The sequence below is a fragment of the Sphingomonas sp. PvP056 genome (assembly GCF_040549155.1).
Lineage (GTDB): Bacteria > Pseudomonadota > Alphaproteobacteria > Sphingomonadales > Sphingomonadaceae > Sphingomonas.
In genome coordinates this window covers 608,432-622,728 of sequence record NZ_JBEPST010000003.1, presented here as the reverse complement: position 1 = coordinate 622,728, position 14,297 = coordinate 608,432, and the positions used below count along the sequence as shown (strand labels likewise).

The following is a 14,297-nucleotide window of genomic DNA, read 5'->3' as shown; positions in this document are numbered from 1 at the left end:
CGCAGTAACTATTAACCTCAACATCAATGAAGGCAAAAGGTTAATTTGCAATTAATCCGGGGTATTACCCGATGCGTTTCGAGTCGTATCGAGTCACGGCTGGACACAGATCTGTTTGAGCCGGTCGGTAAGGAAAGCGATCAATCCCTCCACCCGGGCAGGTCGCAGCGTGCCCGGGGGCGTCATCAGATGCAACGCGCCGGTATGCGGTGCCCAATCCGCCAGGATGATCTCGATTCGGCCCGCCTTGAGATCCTCCGCGACGATGAATTCGGGCAGCATCGCGATCCCGAGCCCGCGACGCAGCGCCGGAAGCATCGCTTCCCCACTGTTGGTCGCGAGCGGCCCGTTGAGCCGGACCGAGACTTCGGTGCCGTCGGCCCCGACGAACCGCCACGGCGCGGTGACATTGGTATAGGCGAAGCAGCGGTGCTCGCCGAGTTGCCCGGGATGGGTCGGGCGTCCATGCAGGGCGAGATAGGCCGGGGCGGCGACCACGTGCATCCGCATGTCCGCGAGCTTGCGCGAGCGCAGCGAACTGTCCGGCAAGGTCGCGATTCGCAGCGCGATGTCGAACCCTTCCGCGACGATATCGACGCGCGCATCGGAGAGATGCAGGTCGATCTGGATCCCGGGATTGAGCACGAGAAAGTCCGCGATGACCGGCGCGATCGCGAGCAGGCCGAGCGACATCGGCGCGGCGACCCGGACAAGGCCGGTCGGAGCGTTCGCCGCGTCCAGCGCGGCTTCCTCCGCGGCATTGGCTTCGGCCAGGATCCGCGCGGCATGTTCCGCCAGGCCCTTGCCGTTCTCGGTCAGCGTCAGCCGTCGGGAGGTGCGATGGAACAGCGACTGGCCGAGATGCGCCTCCAGCCGGGTCACCGCCTTCGACACGGTCGCCTTGGAGACGCCGATCGCATCCGCGGCACCGCTGAAGGAACGGTGTTCCACCACGCTCGCGAAGATCGCCCATGCTTCAAGATCGGGCAGACGCATCGTGACCTACTCCCGCAATGACCCCGAAATCTGTAGCTGTGGAAACGATCGGTTTCCAGTGTTTCCATTTACGGCGTGATCGAAACGCCTATCTTGGTCGCAACGGAACACTGGGTTCCTCCCGGAGATGTAGCATGATCGAGAAACGGTCTTTTGAAAGCCTGGGGCACGCCAACCACGGTTGGCTCAATGCGCGCCATCACTTTTCCTTCGCGAACTATTACGAGCCCGCCCGGATGGGCTGGGGTGCGATCCGCGTGTGGAACGACGACGAGATCGCCGCCAACAGCGGCTTTCCTCCGCATCCGCACCGCGACATGGAAATCATTACCTATGTCCGCAAAGGCGCGATCACGCACAAGGACTCGCTCGGCAACGAAGGCCGCACGGGGGCCGGCGACGTTCAGGTGATGAGCGCGGGCACGGGCGTGCGGCATGCGGAATATAATCTCGAAAGCGAACAGACCACGATCTTCCAGATCTGGATCGAGCCGAGCCGTACCGGCGGGTCGCCCTCCTGGGGTGCGAAACCCTTCCCCAAGGACGATCGTTCGGGACAGTTCGTGACGCTGGCGAGCGGGTTCTCGGAAGACAAGGACGCGCTGCCGATCCGCGCCGAAGCACGCGTGCTTGCGGCGATGGTCCGCGCTGGCGAGACGATCACGCATGAAGTCCTGCCGGGGCGGCATGCCTATCTCGTGCCGGCGACCGGGGTGATCGAAATCGCTGGCGAGACGTTCAAGGCGCGCGATGGCGCTGCGATGGACGGCGGCCAGACCGTAACGATCACCGCGATCGAGGACGCCGAACTGGTTCTCGTCGACTCTCAGTAAGCGTTCTCAAGTCTCTCAATTCAAGAAGAAGGAAGTCATCATGGCAAAGGTTCTCGTGCTCTATTATTCGTCCTACGGTCATGTCGAGCAGATGGCCGATGCGGTCGCCGAGGGCGCGCGCTCGGCTGGTGCCGAAGTCGACATTCGCCGCGTCGCCGAAACCGCGCCGCAGGACGTCGTCGAAGCCGCGCACTTCAAGACCGACACTGCGCACCCGCTGATCGAAGGCCCCGACGCGCTCGCCAATTACGACGCGATCATCGTCGGTGCGCCGACGCGCTATGGCCGGATGCCCGCGCAGATGGCGCAGTTCTGGGATACGACCGGCGGGCTGTGGTTCGGCGGCAAGCTGATCGGCAAGGTCGGCGGTGCGTTCACCTCGACCGCAAGCCAGCATGGTGGTCAGGAGACGACGTTGTTCTCGATCATCACCAACCTGCTGCACCACGGCATGACGATCGTCGGCCTGGACTATGGGTTCAAGGGGCAGATGGGCGTCGAGAAGGTGCTCGGTGGCACACCGTATGGCGCGACGACGATCGCCGACGGCGACGGCAGCCGCCAGCCTGCGCAGGAAGAACTGGACGGCGCACGCTACCAGGGCAAGCGCATCGCGGAGACCGCGGCGAAGCTGTTTGGGTAAGGGATTGGGGGGAGGCGGCTTGAGCTGCCTCTCCCGTTCTTCGATTGCCAAGCTACCCTACACTTCGCGTTTCCCCGGCGAAGGCCGGGGCCCAGTAGCGAGGCGGTAGAATGCCGGCTGCATCGCTCCGTTACTTCCGCCTGTGCTACTGGGCCCCGGCCTTCGCCGGGGAAGCAGCCAGTGTAAGGGAAGCGTCCGGTACGCCGCCTAGCGCTTCCAGTCGCCCGACTTGCCACCCAGCTTCGTAAGCAACTGGATATCCCGGATCGTCATGCCCTTGTCGATCGCCTTGGCCATGTCGTAGATCGTCAGCAGCGCGACCGTCGCTGCGGTCAGCGCCTCCATCTCGACACCGGTCTTGCCCTCGGTCGCGGCCGTCGCGGTCGCCACCACGCCTTCATCATCGACCACCAGATCGATCGCGACGCGCGTCAGCGGCAACGGGTGGCACAGCGGGATCAGGTCGCTGGTCTTCTTCGCCCCCATGATCCCCGCAACGCGCGCGACCGCAAGCACGTCGCCCTTGATCGCGCTACCGTCGCGGATCGCGCGAACTGCCTCGGGCACCATGTCAATCCGCCCGCGTGCTACCGCTTCGCGGCGAGTCGGCGTCTTGCCGCCGACGTCGACCATGTGCGCCGCGCCGGCCTCGTCGAGATGCGTCAGGCCACTCATCCGACGAGGCTCCGCGTCGCGGCTTCGACGTCGGGCTGGCGCATCAGCGCCTCGCCGATCAGGAAGCAGCGGATGTCGTGTTCGGCCATCGCGTCGAGGTCGGCGCGCGTCGTCAGCCCGCTTTCCGCGACGAAGGTGCAATCCTTGGGAGCCTTCGAGACCAGCTCGTAGGTCCGGGCGAAATCCACCGTAAAGGTGCGAAGGTCGCGGTTGTTGACCCCGATCAGGCGCGACTTGAGCTTCATCGCGCGCTCCATCTCGTCCTGCGTGTGCACTTCGACCAGCACGTCCATCCCGCACTCGATCGCGCTCGCCTCGATTTCGGCAAGGAGTGTGTCGTCGAGCGCCGCCATGATCAGCAGGATCGCATCCGCGCCGATCCCACGCGACTCGGGCACTTGCCACGGGTCGACCATGAAGTCCTTGCGCAACACCGGCAGGTCGCACGCGCCGCGCGCCGCGAGGAGATACGCGTCCGAGCCCTCGAACCACGCTTCGTCGGTCAGCACCGACAGGCAGGTGGCACCCCCTGCGGCGTAAGCGGCGGCATGCGCCGGCGGATCGAAATCCTCGCGGATCAGGCCCTTGGAGGGGCTGGCCTTCTTGATTTCGGCAATCAACGCAAAGCCCGTCTTTGCGCGCGCGTCGAGCGCCGCACGGAAACCGCGCGGTTTGGTCTGCGCGGCGATGCGCGCGTCGAGTTCGGCCATCGGGATCGTCGCCTTGCGCGCGGCGACGTCGGCACGCTTGGTTTCGAGGATGCGGTTGAGGATATCGGTCATGGGTAAGCGATCCAGCGATCAAGCAGGGCGTTTGCAGCGCCGGAATCCAGCGCTTCGGCAGCGATTTGTGCGCCTTCCGGCAAGGTTTGCACGGTTCCGGCGACGATGAGTGCGGCAGCGGCGTTGAGCAGCACTGCGTCGCGATATGCGCCGGTCTCGCCGCCCAGCAGGCGGCGCAGCGCAGCGGCGTTGTACGCGGGGTCTCCGCCGACGATCGCGCTGATCGGATGGCGCGGCAGTCCCGCATCCTCAGGGCTGATGCGGTCCGGGACGCTGGCGCTGCCGATGCTGACGGCGAGCGTCGGACCGGCGCAGGAAATCTCGTCGAGCTCTTCGTCGCCCGAAACGACGAGCGCGGCCTCGGTGCCCAGTTGTTCGAGCGCGGCGGCGTAGGTCGTGGCGTAATCGGGGCGTGCGATCCCGATCAGCTGCCGCGTGACCCCCGCCGGATTGGCGAGCGGCCCCATCAGGTTGAAGATCGTACGGCGTCCGATCTTCTGCCGGATCGGGGTGATGCGCCGCATCGCTGGGTGGTGATTGGCCGCGAACAGGAAGGCGATGCCGATCTCGTGCAGGCTCGCCTCGGCGTTCGCGCCCGCCCGGTCCATGTCGAGCCCGAGCACCTCGAGGGTATCGGCGGCTCCCGCCTTGGATGACGCAGCGCGATTGCCGTGTTTGGCGACGGGAACACCAGTGCTCGCGACGACGAGCGACACCGCGGTCGACACGTTGAGCGTATGATGCCCGTCGCCGCCCGTGCCGCACACGTCGATCGCACCAGCAGGGGCGGCGATCGGGATCAGGCGATTGCGGAGCGCGCGCGCGGCCTCAGCAATCTCGATGCTGGTCTCGCCGCGTTCGGTCAGGCCGATCAGGAACGTCGCGATCGCCTCGTCCGGCACATGCCCGTCGAGCAGGTCGGCGAACGCCTGTGCCGCGGTTTCACGGCTGAGCGGGCTGGTCGGATCGGGAAGCAAGGCGAGCGTGCTCACGCGGTTGCCTTGGCGGTGATCCCGGCGTCTGCGAGGAAGTTGGCGAGCATCGCGTGGCCGTGCTCGGTCGCGATGCTTTCGGGATGGAACTGGACGCCGTGGATCGGCAGCGTGCGGTGGCGGACGCCCATCACCGATCCGTCATCGGCGTGCGCGTTGGCGACGAGCGTGTCGGGCATGTCTTCGACGATCAGCGAATGATAGCGCGTCGCGGTGAACGGCGAGGGGAGGCCAGCAAACACACCGCTGCCGTCATGCGTGACGGGGGAGGTCTTGCCGTGCATCAGGCCGCCGCGCACGACAGATCCGCCGAAATGCTGGCCGATCGCCTGATGCCCGAGACACACACCGAGCAACGGACGCCCCGAGTCCGCGCATGCCGCGACGAGGTCGAGCGACACGCCGGCTTCGGTCGGGGTCTTGGGACCGGGCGAGATGAGGAACCCCTGCGCGTTGCTGGCCATCGCCTCGGCAGCGGTCAGCGCGTCGTTGCGGACGACCTTCACTTCGGTCCCCAACTCCATCAGATAATGGACCAGGTTCCAGGTGAAGCTGTCGTAATTGTCGATGACGAGGATCATCCTCGCGCCGCTACCGTGTTTGGACATATACCACAACGTTTACGCGGCTAGGGACGTCGAACGTATGGTTCAGGGTGGATCAACCTCGCGCGCCACACGTTGATGAACCTTGGGAGAAATGAACATGTTGCGCACTTTTGCCTTGATCGGACTGCTGGCCGCCGCGCCAGTCGCAGGTCCTGCAGTCGCCCAGTCCTCGCCAGCGGCGGCGCAACAGCAGGCCGAGTCGGGGAAGCCGCCGCAGCGAATCCGCTCCGTCACCATTACCGGCAATCAGGCGTGCCCCAAGTCGAGCGATCCCGATGCCGAGATCGTCGTATGCGCGCGCCAGGGCGAGCCGTATCGCATTCCGAAGGAGTTGCGCGACGACAAGCCGATCGCGGCGCAGAACCAGAGCTGGGTTAATCGCACGGCGGTCGCCGATGATGCCGGGCGCCGCGCCGGCGGTTTGCCGGATACGTGTTCGCCGGTCGGATCGGGCGGTCAAACCGGCTGCGGGAAGCTTCGGGCCGAGCAGTTTGCAGCGGAACGTGCCGAAGCGCGTCGTCAGGCTGACATCATTCCGTGATCGGATTAGCCCTCCCTCGGCATTGGCCCGGGGAGGGCAAACCCTGCATTCATTGACCGTAATTGCTGTCCACGGCACGTGCGATCGCCTCGCGTGCAGCCGCAAGCAGAGCGCCCGCCTTGGCCTCACATTCGCGCTGTTCATACGCCGCCTCGCTATCCGCGACGATGCCCGCGCCCGCCTGAACGTGCATCACCCCGTCCTTCACCACCGCGGTCCGCAGCACGATGCACGAATCCATCGAACCATCGGGTGAGAAATAGCCGACGCCACCGGCATAGGCCCCGCGCACGGCATTCTCGAGTTCGGCAATGATCTCGCACGCGCGAACCTTGGGAGCACCCGAAACCGTGCCTGCGGGGAAACCCGCGAACAACGCATCGAGCGCGTCCTTGTCCGGTGCGAGTCGCCCGATCACGTTGGACACGATGTGCATGACGTGGCTGTAGAATTCGGTCGTGTAGCTTGCCGTAACGGTGACGCTCCCCGCCTCCGCCACGCGGCCCACGTCGTTGCGGCCCAGATCCAGCAACATCAGATGCTCGGCGCGTTCCTTGGGGTCGGCGAGCAGGCTCGTGCGGTTGGCTTCGTCCTCGGCGGCGGTCTTGCCGCGGGGGCGGGTGCCCGCAATCGGGCGGATCGTCACTTCGCCGTCGCGGACGCGCACCAAGATTTCGGGCGAAGACCCGGTGAGCGTGAAGCCCGGCAGGTCGAGGTGGTACAGGAACGGCGACGGATTGATCCGGCGCAACGCGCGATACAGTTCGAACGGCGGCAGGGTGAAGGGCGCGGTGAACCGCTGCGCCAGCACGACCTGAAAGATATCGCCCGCGACGATATAGTCCTTCGCGCGGGCGACCATCTCGGCATAGCGGCCCGGTGCGAGCGTCGAGGTCAGCGCGATCTCGTTGGCGGCATCGGCGCGCACCGGGGCGGGGAGGGATGCCGTCGCCAACCGGGCCGCAACGGAATCGATCCGGTCGAGTCCGTCGGCGACGATCGCGTCCGGCTCCCGCGCCGCATCCGGCCAGACCGGGGACACGAGGAACAACGCATCCGCCAGCCGGTCGAAGATCAGGATCACGGTCGGACGGACGAAGATCATGTCGGGCAGGCCGAGCGCGTCGTTCGTCGGGCGCGGCAGGCGCTCCACGAGGCCGATCGTCTCATAGCCGAAATAGCCGACGAGGCAGGCGAGCGCGCGCGGGAGCTCTGCCGGTACATCCATCCGGCACGACGCGACCAGCGTGCGCAACGCGTCCAGCGTCGGTTCTTCGCAGGGGGCGAACGTGTCGCGATCGTGCAACCACGAAGCGTTGATCTCGGCGTCCGCCCCGTGGGCGCGGAACACCAGATCCGGCGCGAGCCCGATCAGGCTGTGCCGCCCGCGCGTCTCGCCGCCCTCGACCGACTCCAGCAGGAAATCCCCGCGGCCGGGCTCGATCAGCTTGAGCGCGGCGGCGACGGGGGTTTCAGTGTCGGCGATCTGGCGTTGCCACAGCAGCGCCGGACGCCCCGCCGCGAGCGCGATCCGCGCCGCGGCGGCGCCTGCGCGATCAGGGCTGATCGGCACTGGCGAGACCCAGAAGTTCTGCCTTCAACGACGCAATCGCCTTCGCATTGCGCGTCGTGCCGATCGCATTCTGCACCGCCTTGCCGAACTGCGCGACATATTCGCGCCCGACAACGTTGCCGATGTCGCTTTGCGTTCCGGCGATGACCTTGGCGTTCCCTTGCGCGTTGCCCGGCGTGATGGTGTCGAGGTGGACGATGACCCAGCCCGACTTGTCGGGTGCCTCCAGCAGCTTAGTCGTCTTGGCAGGCATCGCGAACATCAACGCGAGCGGCGGCGGAACGCGCTGTGGGTTGCCGATCAGCGCCGCACGCGGGCCGGTGACAGGCTGCAACGGCGGCAGCTTGAGACCGGTTGCCGACAGCGCCTGCGGCAGCGCGGTGCCGCCGTTGGCAGCAGCAACAACCTTGGCGGCGACGTCATGGGCCGCACGTTGCGCGCGGTCGAGCTGGAAGTCGCGGACGACGGTATCCCGGATCTGCGCGAGCGGACGCGGTGCCGCGGGCAGGACCTTGTCGAGCGTGACGAGCGCGAAGCTCCCGTCCTGACCCAGCGGTACGGTCTGCGGCTGATCGCCCGGCGATGCGGCAAACGCAGCGGCCAGGATCGGGGTGAGTGCAGGGTCGGGCTTGGCGGTCGGCGTGTCGAGGTTCTGGCCAGCTGCGGTCAGCGCCGGCGTGGTCTGCGCGGTCAGCTTGTTCTTGGTGACGAGACCCTCGAAGCTGGTCTTGCCCAACGCATCGTCGAACGCATTGCGCTTCTCGGTCAGCAACGCGGTGGTCTTCTGTGGCGCGAGCGAGGCCTTCAGTTCAGGCGTTGCTTCGGCAAGCGACTTGGCGGCCTGCGTGCGGACCGATGCCACCTTGGCAACAACGAAACCGAGCGGTGCGCGGAGCGGTCCGACGACGTCGCCGGTCTTGGCGGCAAATACCGCGTTGGCAATCTCTGGCGAGGACTGTCCGGCGAACGCCGCTTTCTGCGTGTCCTTGACCGTTGCGGGCTCGAGCCCGGCAGCGCGGGCAACCTGCTCGATCGACGCACCGCCACGCACCTTGGCGGCCAGCGCATTGGCCGACGCCTGGTCACCGACGACGACCTGGACGATCGTCCGCAGCTCGGCGGCGGCGAACTTCTGTGCCTGCGCCTTGTAGGCAGCAGCAATTTCCGTGTCGCTCGGAGCGGCCTGTGCCGCAAGCGATGCTGGGCTCAACGTAGCGTAGCGCACTACGCGGCGCTCGGGCAGGCGGTACTTGCCAAGGTTACGCGCATAATAGGTCGCGAGTTCGGCATCGGTCGGCGCTGCGCCCGTCGGCATCGCGGCGGCGGGGATGAAGCCGATCTGACCGCCGCGCTTTTCGAGCAACAGATTGGCATAGGGCGTGGCGAGGCCAGCCGGGACCTGTTTCGCCTGGATCGGCGACAGCAGCAATTGCCGCGTCAGCACCTGGTCGGTCGTCTGGAGGCGGACTTCCGCGTCGGTCATCCCGATCTGGCGGAGCACCTGCTCGTACTTTTCCTGGCTGAACTTGCCGTCGAGCCCGGCGAGGCCCGGCTGGCTCGCGATCAGCCCGTCGACCGCGCGCTTGCTGACGACCATGCCCTGCTTCTGCGCGAACTGGCGGAACGCGGTCGAATCGATCAGCCGCTCCAGCGTCGCCTCATATCCCCCGCCTGCCACGAATTGCTGCGTGTCGAGCGTCGGCTGCTGCTGGCGATAAGTGTCGACGTCCCGCGCGACCGCAGCGCGCAGTTCGCTGATCGTGATCGTCTTGTTGCCGACCTTGACCGCGACATCGGCGGCATTGACCGAAGCACCGGTCGCCGTTCCCGAATGATCAGAAAGCACGAACGCTAGTCCGAGCAGGCCAACGAAGCCGAGCGCAACCGCGCCACCAAGCGGGTGGCGGATCATTCGGCGGAAAAAACTCATCATGGTCGGGGGCGGCCGATCTGTCGTGGTAAGGGACGAAGAAGGGTTGCTTTACGGGCAGGTCGGGGCTGCATCAAGCTTGTGCAGCACGCCCGTGACGCTATCGCTGTCCGCAAGACAGAAACGGAGAGACGCGGGATGATGCGACGCAAGCTGGTGGCGGGCAATTGGAAGATGAACGGCAGTCGATCGGCGCTTGCCGAGCTGACGACGATCGCGGCTGCCGCGGATGCCGCGAGTGCGGTCGACGTGTCGATCGCCTTGCCCGCGACGCTGATTGCGCCGGCGGTGGCACTGGTGCCCGGGTTCGCGATCGGTGGGCAGGATGTGCATGCGGCGGAGAGCGGCGCGCATACCGGGTGCCTGTCGGCGTCGATGCTGGTCGAGGCGGGCGCGCGGTTCACGATCGTCGGCCACAGCGAACGCCGCACCGATCAGGGCGAAACCAGCCAGGACGCCTGGGCCAAGGCGAGCGCCGCGCATCGGCACGGGCTGAGCGTCATCCTGTGCGTCGGCGAAACCGATGCCGAGCGCGACGCCGGTCGCGCGGCGCGGGTCGTGCAGGCGCAGATCGAGAAATCGGTGCCCGATCTCGCGAACGGCGACTGGCTGACGATCGCCTATGAGCCGCGCTGGGCGATCGGCACCGGGCGCACGCCGACGCTCGACGAGATCGCCGAAGTCCATTCGATTGCGCGCGCCAAGCTGCGGACGCTGGTCGGGGATGCGGCGGACGGGATCCGCATCATTTACGGCGGGTCGGTCACGGGTGCGAATGCCGCCGCGATTCTCGAGACCGAGGACGTCGATGGCGCACTGGTCGGCGGTGCCAGTTTGACCGCGGCGAAGTTCGTGCCGATCATCGAAGCGGCATGACCGGGCAGGGGCGGGGATGACGGCGGATCTCACGCCGCAGCAGCTGGAAGCGTGGCTGTCTGCGCGCTCGATCGCGCGTGGCGTCCCCGCGCCGGTTCGGGACCGCGGCGGGTGGCGCGTCGATACCGGGAGCGCGGCGGAACTGTGCCGCTATGTCTTTCTGGAGGGCGGTGCGGCCTTCCGGGCTGCTGCCGACGCAATCGATTCGCCCCGCGTCTTCCTCAAGGCGTGCGCCCCGGCGGCGGACGTTCTCGCGATCGTTCCGTCCCGCTGGACGGTGCAATCGGTCGCCTGGATGATGGTGCAGGACCCGCATTGCGATGATCCGGTGTCACTCCCGGAAGGCTATGCGCTGGACCTGACGACGCAGCGCAACGTTTCGTCTGCGGTCATTACGGATGCCGCCGGGACCCTGGCGGCGAGCGGCTATGGGGCGATGGCTGGCGGGGTGTTCTGTTACGATCGGATCGTCACCCAGCCCGATCATCGTCGCCGTGGTCTCGGGCGTGCGATCATGGGCGCGCTGGGGCAACGTCAGGCGCCGGAGACGCTCCGGATGTTGGCGGCCACCGACGCCGGGCGGGCGCTGTACGAGACGATGGGGTGGCGCGTGGTTGCGCCTTACACGACGATCGAGCTCCTCCGCGCCTAGGCGGGCGGCGGGGCTAGGCCGATCAGCTTCATCACGACCGCCTGCGCGACCATCGTCACCAGCCAGAACGCCGCATCGCGCGCGATCTGCCCGCCGCGCGCTCCGCGATAGCTTTGCGTGATCGCGACGACCGGCAGGACGAACCCCGCCCAGATGACCACCGCACTGCCCACCGCCATGATCCACGGTGCCGCCTTGGGCGGTGCGAGGATCAGCGCGCCTGCAAGGATTGAAGCGAACCAGAACAGCCCGAGCGTGGCGATCACCAGCGTCAGTACGTTCAACCGAGGTGCGCCCCGGTCGAAGGTCGCGCGATAGCCCGCGCCGAGCAGCAGCCCGATCGCGGTCGCCACGAGGATCGGGGCGACGTTGATCAGGATGTAGATCATGCCGGATACCGTGCCTTGAGCATCGCCCATGCGGCACGCAAGCCGAGCGCCTCGCCGCCCTTGGGACGACCCGGCTTGGACGTCGGCCGCCACGCGAACGTATCGAAATGCGCCCAGGGCGTATCGGCGGGGATGAACCGGCGCAGGAAGAGGGCGGCGGTCACCGATCCGGCGAACCCGCCGTCGGGCGCATTCACCATGTCGGCGATGTCGGAGGTGAGCATGTCGTCATAGCCGTCCCACAGCGGCAGCCGCCACAGCGGGTCGCCGGTTGCGGTTCCGGCCTCCAGCAGCGCCGCCGCCAGCGCCTCGTCATTGGCGAAGGTTGCAGGAAGGTCCGGCCCCAGCGCAACGCGGGCGGCACCGGTGAGCGTCGCGAAATCGAGGATCAGCGTCGGCGCTTCCTCGCTAGCGCGCGTGATCGCATCCGCGAGGACGAGACGACCCTCGGCATCGGTGTTGGTGTTCTCGACCGTCACCCCCTTACGCGTCGCGAGCACGTCGCCGGGACGGAAGGCGTTACCCGCGATGCTGTTCTCGACCGCCGGGATCAGCAGGTGGAGCCGCACCGGCAGCCGCGCGCCCATGATCAGTCCCGCGAGCGACAGCGCATGCGCCGCGCCGCCCATGTCCTTCTTCATCAGGCGCATGCCCGACGACGGCTTGATATCGAGCCCGCCCGAATCGAAGCACACGCCCTTGCCGATCACCGCGATCCGCGGATGTGCGGGGTTGCCCCATTCGAGCTCGATCAGCCGTGGCTCGCGGCCCTTGGCGGCGGCCTGACCGACCGCGTGGATCATCGGATAGCCCGTCACGAGCTGCTCGCCCTTGGTGACGGTCAGCGTCGCGGCATGTGTCTTGGCAAGTGCGGCGGCCTCGGCCTCCAGTTCCGCCGGGCCGAGATCGGCGGCGGGGGTGTTGACGAGGTCGCGCACCTTGGCGACCGCGCGCGCGATGCGGATCGTTTCGTCGATCCGCGCCGGTTCGCCGGTCAGCAGGACGCGCGCGCCTACGGGCGCGGGGTCCTTGCGGTAGCGGTCGAAGCTGTGCTGCGCGAGGCACCAGCCGAGCATCGCGGCACCTGGTTCGCCATCGGCAAGGCGGTAGGTACCTTCGGGCAACTGCCCGCCGAGCGAGGCGATCCGCCACGGCGAAACATGGCTCTCGTTGCACACCAGCAGCATCGCCCAGTCCTCGGCACCGTCGCCCGGGAGCACTGCGCGATTGCCGGGCTTGCCGGTCAGACCGTGGGCGGCGACCGCGGTGCGGGTTCGCGGCGGCTGTGCGGATAGCCAGTTATCCCATTGATCAGGATGGACAACATGGATCGTGCGGGCGCTCTGGCCGCGATCGGGTTGGAGGCAGGTGGTGAAATCGATCATGGCTGGGTGGGGGTCACGAGCAATTGCTCGAGCTTTCCGTTGGGGCCGGGTTCGGCGTAGGTGCTGACTGACAGCGTCGTGCCGGCGTAAGTGACGCGGTAGGAGCGGTTGACGAAGCCCCCGCGCAACCGCGACTTGCCGGTCTGGACGAACGCGGTTGGGGTGCCGAGCGGCGCGAGGCTGGTGCGGTAATCCCCCAACGTCGTCGGGGTGAAGTAGTAACTGGCGTCTTCGGTGAGTTGGCTGCGGTCGAGCGTGCCGTCGCGCAGCTGATCGAACGCAGCGCGGACCCGCGCCAGTGCGGCGGCATCCGCCGGATCGATCGTGGCAGGGCTCAGCACGATCCCGGCGAGCTTCTGCGCGATCGTCTGATAGGCGTCGCTCGACCAGCTGTTGATGAGCACCACGATCGCGGCCTTCTGGTCCGGATAGACGATGTTCTCGGACAGGAAACCGACCGCTTCGCCGCTATGTTCAATCGTGCGACGACCGTTCGCGGTCCCTGTGCTGACGCCCAGCCCGTAGCCGTTGCTGCTCCCGTCGGCGAGCTTGACCGGGGTTTCCTGCGTCGCCCAATCCTCCGGCGTCAGTACCGCGCGATCAAGCCGCGCCACGTCCCACGTCGCGAGCGCCCGCGCGCTCATCGCCAGTTCGCCCGCCGCATAGAGCCACCCGCGCGCCGGCGGCTGGACCGGCCGGACCGGACCGAGCGCTGCGCGACCATAGCCTTGCGGAAAGCCCGGGCCGACTGCGAGATCCTGATCGTAGACGGTGACGCCGAGCGGCTTGAAGATCCGGGCTTTCAGGAAATCGAGCAGCTTCTGCCCCGACACCTTCTCGACGATCATCCCGGCGACGACATAGCCGGTGTTGGAATATTGCCACTGCGTGCCGGGCTTGAAATCGAGCGGCTTCTTGGCCCAGCGATCGACGATCTGCTGCGGCGTGACCGGAGTCGCCATCGCCTTGAAGCTGTAATCCTGTGGCCAGTAATCGCGCAGACCCGCGGTGTGGCTGAGCAACTGGCCGATCGTGATGGTGTCGCCGTCGGTGATGCCGGGGACGTATTTGGAGACGTGATCGTCGAGGCTCAGCTTGCCCTCGCGTTGCAGCAGCAGGATCGCGGCGGCGGTGAACTGCTTGGAGACGGACGCGATCTGATAGGGGGCGTCGTCGCGCGTGCGGCCGGTTTCGGCCTGTTTGCCGTAGGCCTTTGCGTAAACGATCTTCCCCCCCCGAACGATCGCGACCGAGGCCGAGGGCACGCCCGACTTGGCGAGCGCGTCGGTGACGGTCTTGTCGACCTGCGCGGTTTCCGCCGACGTCAGCGATTGCGCCAACGCCGGGGTAGAGACGGACAGCAAACCTGCCGCCAGACAGTATCGGGAGAGCTTCACGAAGGCACGGTCCTCGAGCGATGGA

Annotated in this window: 15 protein-coding genes; 5 read left to right on the top strand and 10 right to left on the bottom strand. The window is 66.9% G+C overall.

Annotated features, from left to right (window positions below; translation table 11 throughout):
• Positions 1–93: 93 nt before the first annotated feature.
• Positions 94–996 carry a LysR family transcriptional regulator gene (locus tag ABIC17_RS10515; protein ID WP_354281616.1) on the bottom strand — a complete coding sequence of 301 codons (903 nt, stop codon included), beginning with the start codon at positions 994–996 and terminating at the stop codon, positions 94–96.
• Positions 997–1,130: 134 nt separating this feature from the next.
• Here ABIC17_RS10515 and ABIC17_RS10510 point away from each other — a divergent pair, with 134 nt between their 5' ends.
• Together ABIC17_RS10510 and wrbA are read left to right on the top strand one after the other, a co-directional pair.
• Positions 1,131–1,829, top strand: coding sequence for a pirin family protein (locus tag ABIC17_RS10510; protein ID WP_354281614.1), 699 nt, complete (start codon positions 1,131–1,133; stop codon positions 1,827–1,829).
• Between the two features lie 40 nt (positions 1,830–1,869).
• Positions 1,870–2,472, top strand: coding sequence for an NAD(P)H:quinone oxidoreductase (gene wrbA / locus ABIC17_RS10505; protein WP_354281613.1), 603 nt, complete (start codon positions 1,870–1,872; stop codon positions 2,470–2,472).
• A 207-nt stretch (positions 2,473–2,679) separates the two neighbouring features.
• Here the strand turns inward: wrbA and moaC are convergent, their stop codons facing one another.
• From moaC to ABIC17_RS10485, 4 genes are read right to left on the bottom strand one after another with little or no spacing between them, the layout of a single operon-like run.
• Positions 2,680–3,147, bottom strand: a complete 468-nt coding sequence (gene moaC / locus ABIC17_RS10500) for a cyclic pyranopterin monophosphate synthase MoaC (protein WP_354281611.1) — start codon at positions 3,145–3,147, stop codon at positions 2,680–2,682.
• Entirely contained in the window at positions 3,144–3,929 is a 786-nt protein-coding gene (trpC, locus tag ABIC17_RS10495) for an indole-3-glycerol phosphate synthase TrpC (RefSeq protein ID WP_354281609.1), read from the bottom strand. The genes moaC and trpC overlap by 4 nt, the downstream gene beginning before the upstream one ends.
• On the bottom strand, positions 3,926–4,921 hold the full coding sequence (trpD, locus tag ABIC17_RS10490) for an anthranilate phosphoribosyltransferase (RefSeq protein WP_354281607.1): 996 nt from the start codon (positions 4,919–4,921) through the stop codon (positions 3,926–3,928). Before trpD ends, trpC begins: the two co-directional genes overlap by 4 nt.
• On the bottom strand, positions 4,918–5,502 hold the full coding sequence (locus tag ABIC17_RS10485; RefSeq protein ID WP_354281605.1) for an anthranilate synthase component II: 585 nt from the start codon (positions 5,500–5,502) through the stop codon (positions 4,918–4,920). The genes trpD and ABIC17_RS10485 overlap by 4 nt, the downstream gene beginning before the upstream one ends.
• 124 nt (positions 5,503–5,626) lie before the next feature.
• On the opposite strand from ABIC17_RS10485, the gene ABIC17_RS10480 reads away from it, so the two are divergent.
• Positions 5,627–6,070: a hypothetical protein gene (locus ABIC17_RS10480; protein ID WP_354281604.1), complete on the top strand. Its 444-nt coding sequence runs from the start codon at positions 5,627–5,629 to the stop codon at positions 6,068–6,070.
• Between the two features lie 49 nt (positions 6,071–6,119).
• On the opposite strand, the gene trpE is transcribed toward ABIC17_RS10480, so the two are convergent.
• Positions 6,120–7,643: an anthranilate synthase component I gene (gene trpE, locus ABIC17_RS10475; protein ID WP_354281602.1), complete on the bottom strand. Its 1,524-nt coding sequence runs from the start codon at positions 7,641–7,643 to the stop codon at positions 6,120–6,122.
• The gene (locus tag ABIC17_RS10470; RefSeq protein WP_354281600.1) at positions 7,627–9,576 is read right to left on the bottom strand and encodes a peptidylprolyl isomerase; all 1,950 of its coding nucleotides are present in this window, start codon (positions 9,574–9,576) and stop codon (positions 7,627–7,629) included. The genes trpE and ABIC17_RS10470 overlap by 17 nt, the downstream gene beginning before the upstream one ends.
• Before the next feature lie 135 nt (positions 9,577–9,711).
• Here ABIC17_RS10470 and tpiA point away from each other — a divergent pair, with 135 nt between their 5' ends.
• Both tpiA and ABIC17_RS10460 read left to right on the top strand, forming a co-directional pair.
• Entirely contained in the window at positions 9,712–10,449 is a 738-nt protein-coding gene (gene tpiA / locus ABIC17_RS10465; RefSeq protein ID WP_354281599.1) for a triose-phosphate isomerase, read from the top strand.
• Between the two features lie 16 nt (positions 10,450–10,465).
• Positions 10,466–11,101, top strand: a complete 636-nt coding sequence (locus ABIC17_RS10460; RefSeq protein WP_354281597.1) for a GNAT family N-acetyltransferase — start codon at positions 10,466–10,468, stop codon at positions 11,099–11,101.
• Here the strand turns inward: ABIC17_RS10460 and ABIC17_RS10455 are convergent.
• The 3 genes from ABIC17_RS10455 to ABIC17_RS10445 are packed head-to-tail and all read right to left on the bottom strand — an operon-like array spanning position 11,098 to position 14,272.
• Positions 11,098–11,520, bottom strand: a complete 423-nt coding sequence (locus ABIC17_RS10455; RefSeq protein WP_354281596.1) for a hypothetical protein — start codon at positions 11,518–11,520, stop codon at positions 11,098–11,100. The genes ABIC17_RS10460 and ABIC17_RS10455 overlap by 4 nt on opposite strands.
• A complete protein-coding gene (locus ABIC17_RS10450) occupies positions 11,487–12,875 on the bottom strand; it encodes a leucyl aminopeptidase family protein (RefSeq protein ID WP_354281594.1) in 1,389 nt (462 codons plus the stop codon). The genes ABIC17_RS10455 and ABIC17_RS10450 overlap by 34 nt, the downstream gene beginning before the upstream one ends.
• Positions 12,872–14,272, bottom strand: coding sequence for a serine hydrolase domain-containing protein (locus tag ABIC17_RS10445; RefSeq protein WP_354281592.1), 1,401 nt, complete (start codon positions 14,270–14,272; stop codon positions 12,872–12,874). The genes ABIC17_RS10450 and ABIC17_RS10445 overlap by 4 nt, the downstream gene beginning before the upstream one ends.
• Positions 14,273–14,297 lie beyond the last annotated feature (25 nt).

Bases quoted from the DNA above. Each gene is read 5' to 3' on its own strand.
- wrbA (WP_354281613.1), top strand. From the start codon at position 1,870: ATGGCAAAGGTTCTCGTGCTCTATTATTCGTCCTACGGTCATGTCGAG.
- ABIC17_RS10485 (WP_354281605.1), bottom strand. From the start codon at position 5,502: ATGATCCTCGTCATCGACAATTACGACAGCTTCACCTGGAACCTGGTC.
- trpC (WP_354281609.1), bottom strand. From the start codon at position 3,929: ATGACCGATATCCTCAACCGCATCCTCGAAACCAAGCGTGCCGACGTC.
- ABIC17_RS10470 (WP_354281600.1), bottom strand. From the start codon at position 9,576: ATGATGAGTTTTTTCCGCCGAATGATCCGCCACCCGCTTGGTGGCGCG.
- ABIC17_RS10515 (WP_354281616.1), bottom strand. From the start codon at position 996: ATGCGTCTGCCCGATCTTGAAGCATGGGCGATCTTCGCGAGCGTGGTG.
- ABIC17_RS10480 (WP_354281604.1), top strand. From the start codon at position 5,627: ATGTTGCGCACTTTTGCCTTGATCGGACTGCTGGCCGCCGCGCCAGTC.
- ABIC17_RS10460 (WP_354281597.1), top strand. From the start codon at position 10,466: ATGACGGCGGATCTCACGCCGCAGCAGCTGGAAGCGTGGCTGTCTGCG.
- tpiA (WP_354281599.1), top strand. From the start codon at position 9,712: ATGATGCGACGCAAGCTGGTGGCGGGCAATTGGAAGATGAACGGCAGT.
- moaC (WP_354281611.1), bottom strand. From the start codon at position 3,147: ATGAGTGGCCTGACGCATCTCGACGAGGCCGGCGCGGCGCACATGGTC.
- ABIC17_RS10455 (WP_354281596.1), bottom strand. From the start codon at position 11,520: ATGGGCGATGCTCAAGGCACGGTATCCGGCATGATCTACATCCTGATC.
- ABIC17_RS10510 (WP_354281614.1), top strand. From the start codon at position 1,131: ATGATCGAGAAACGGTCTTTTGAAAGCCTGGGGCACGCCAACCACGGT.
- ABIC17_RS10450 (WP_354281594.1), bottom strand. From the start codon at position 12,875: ATGATCGATTTCACCACCTGCCTCCAACCCGATCGCGGCCAGAGCGCC.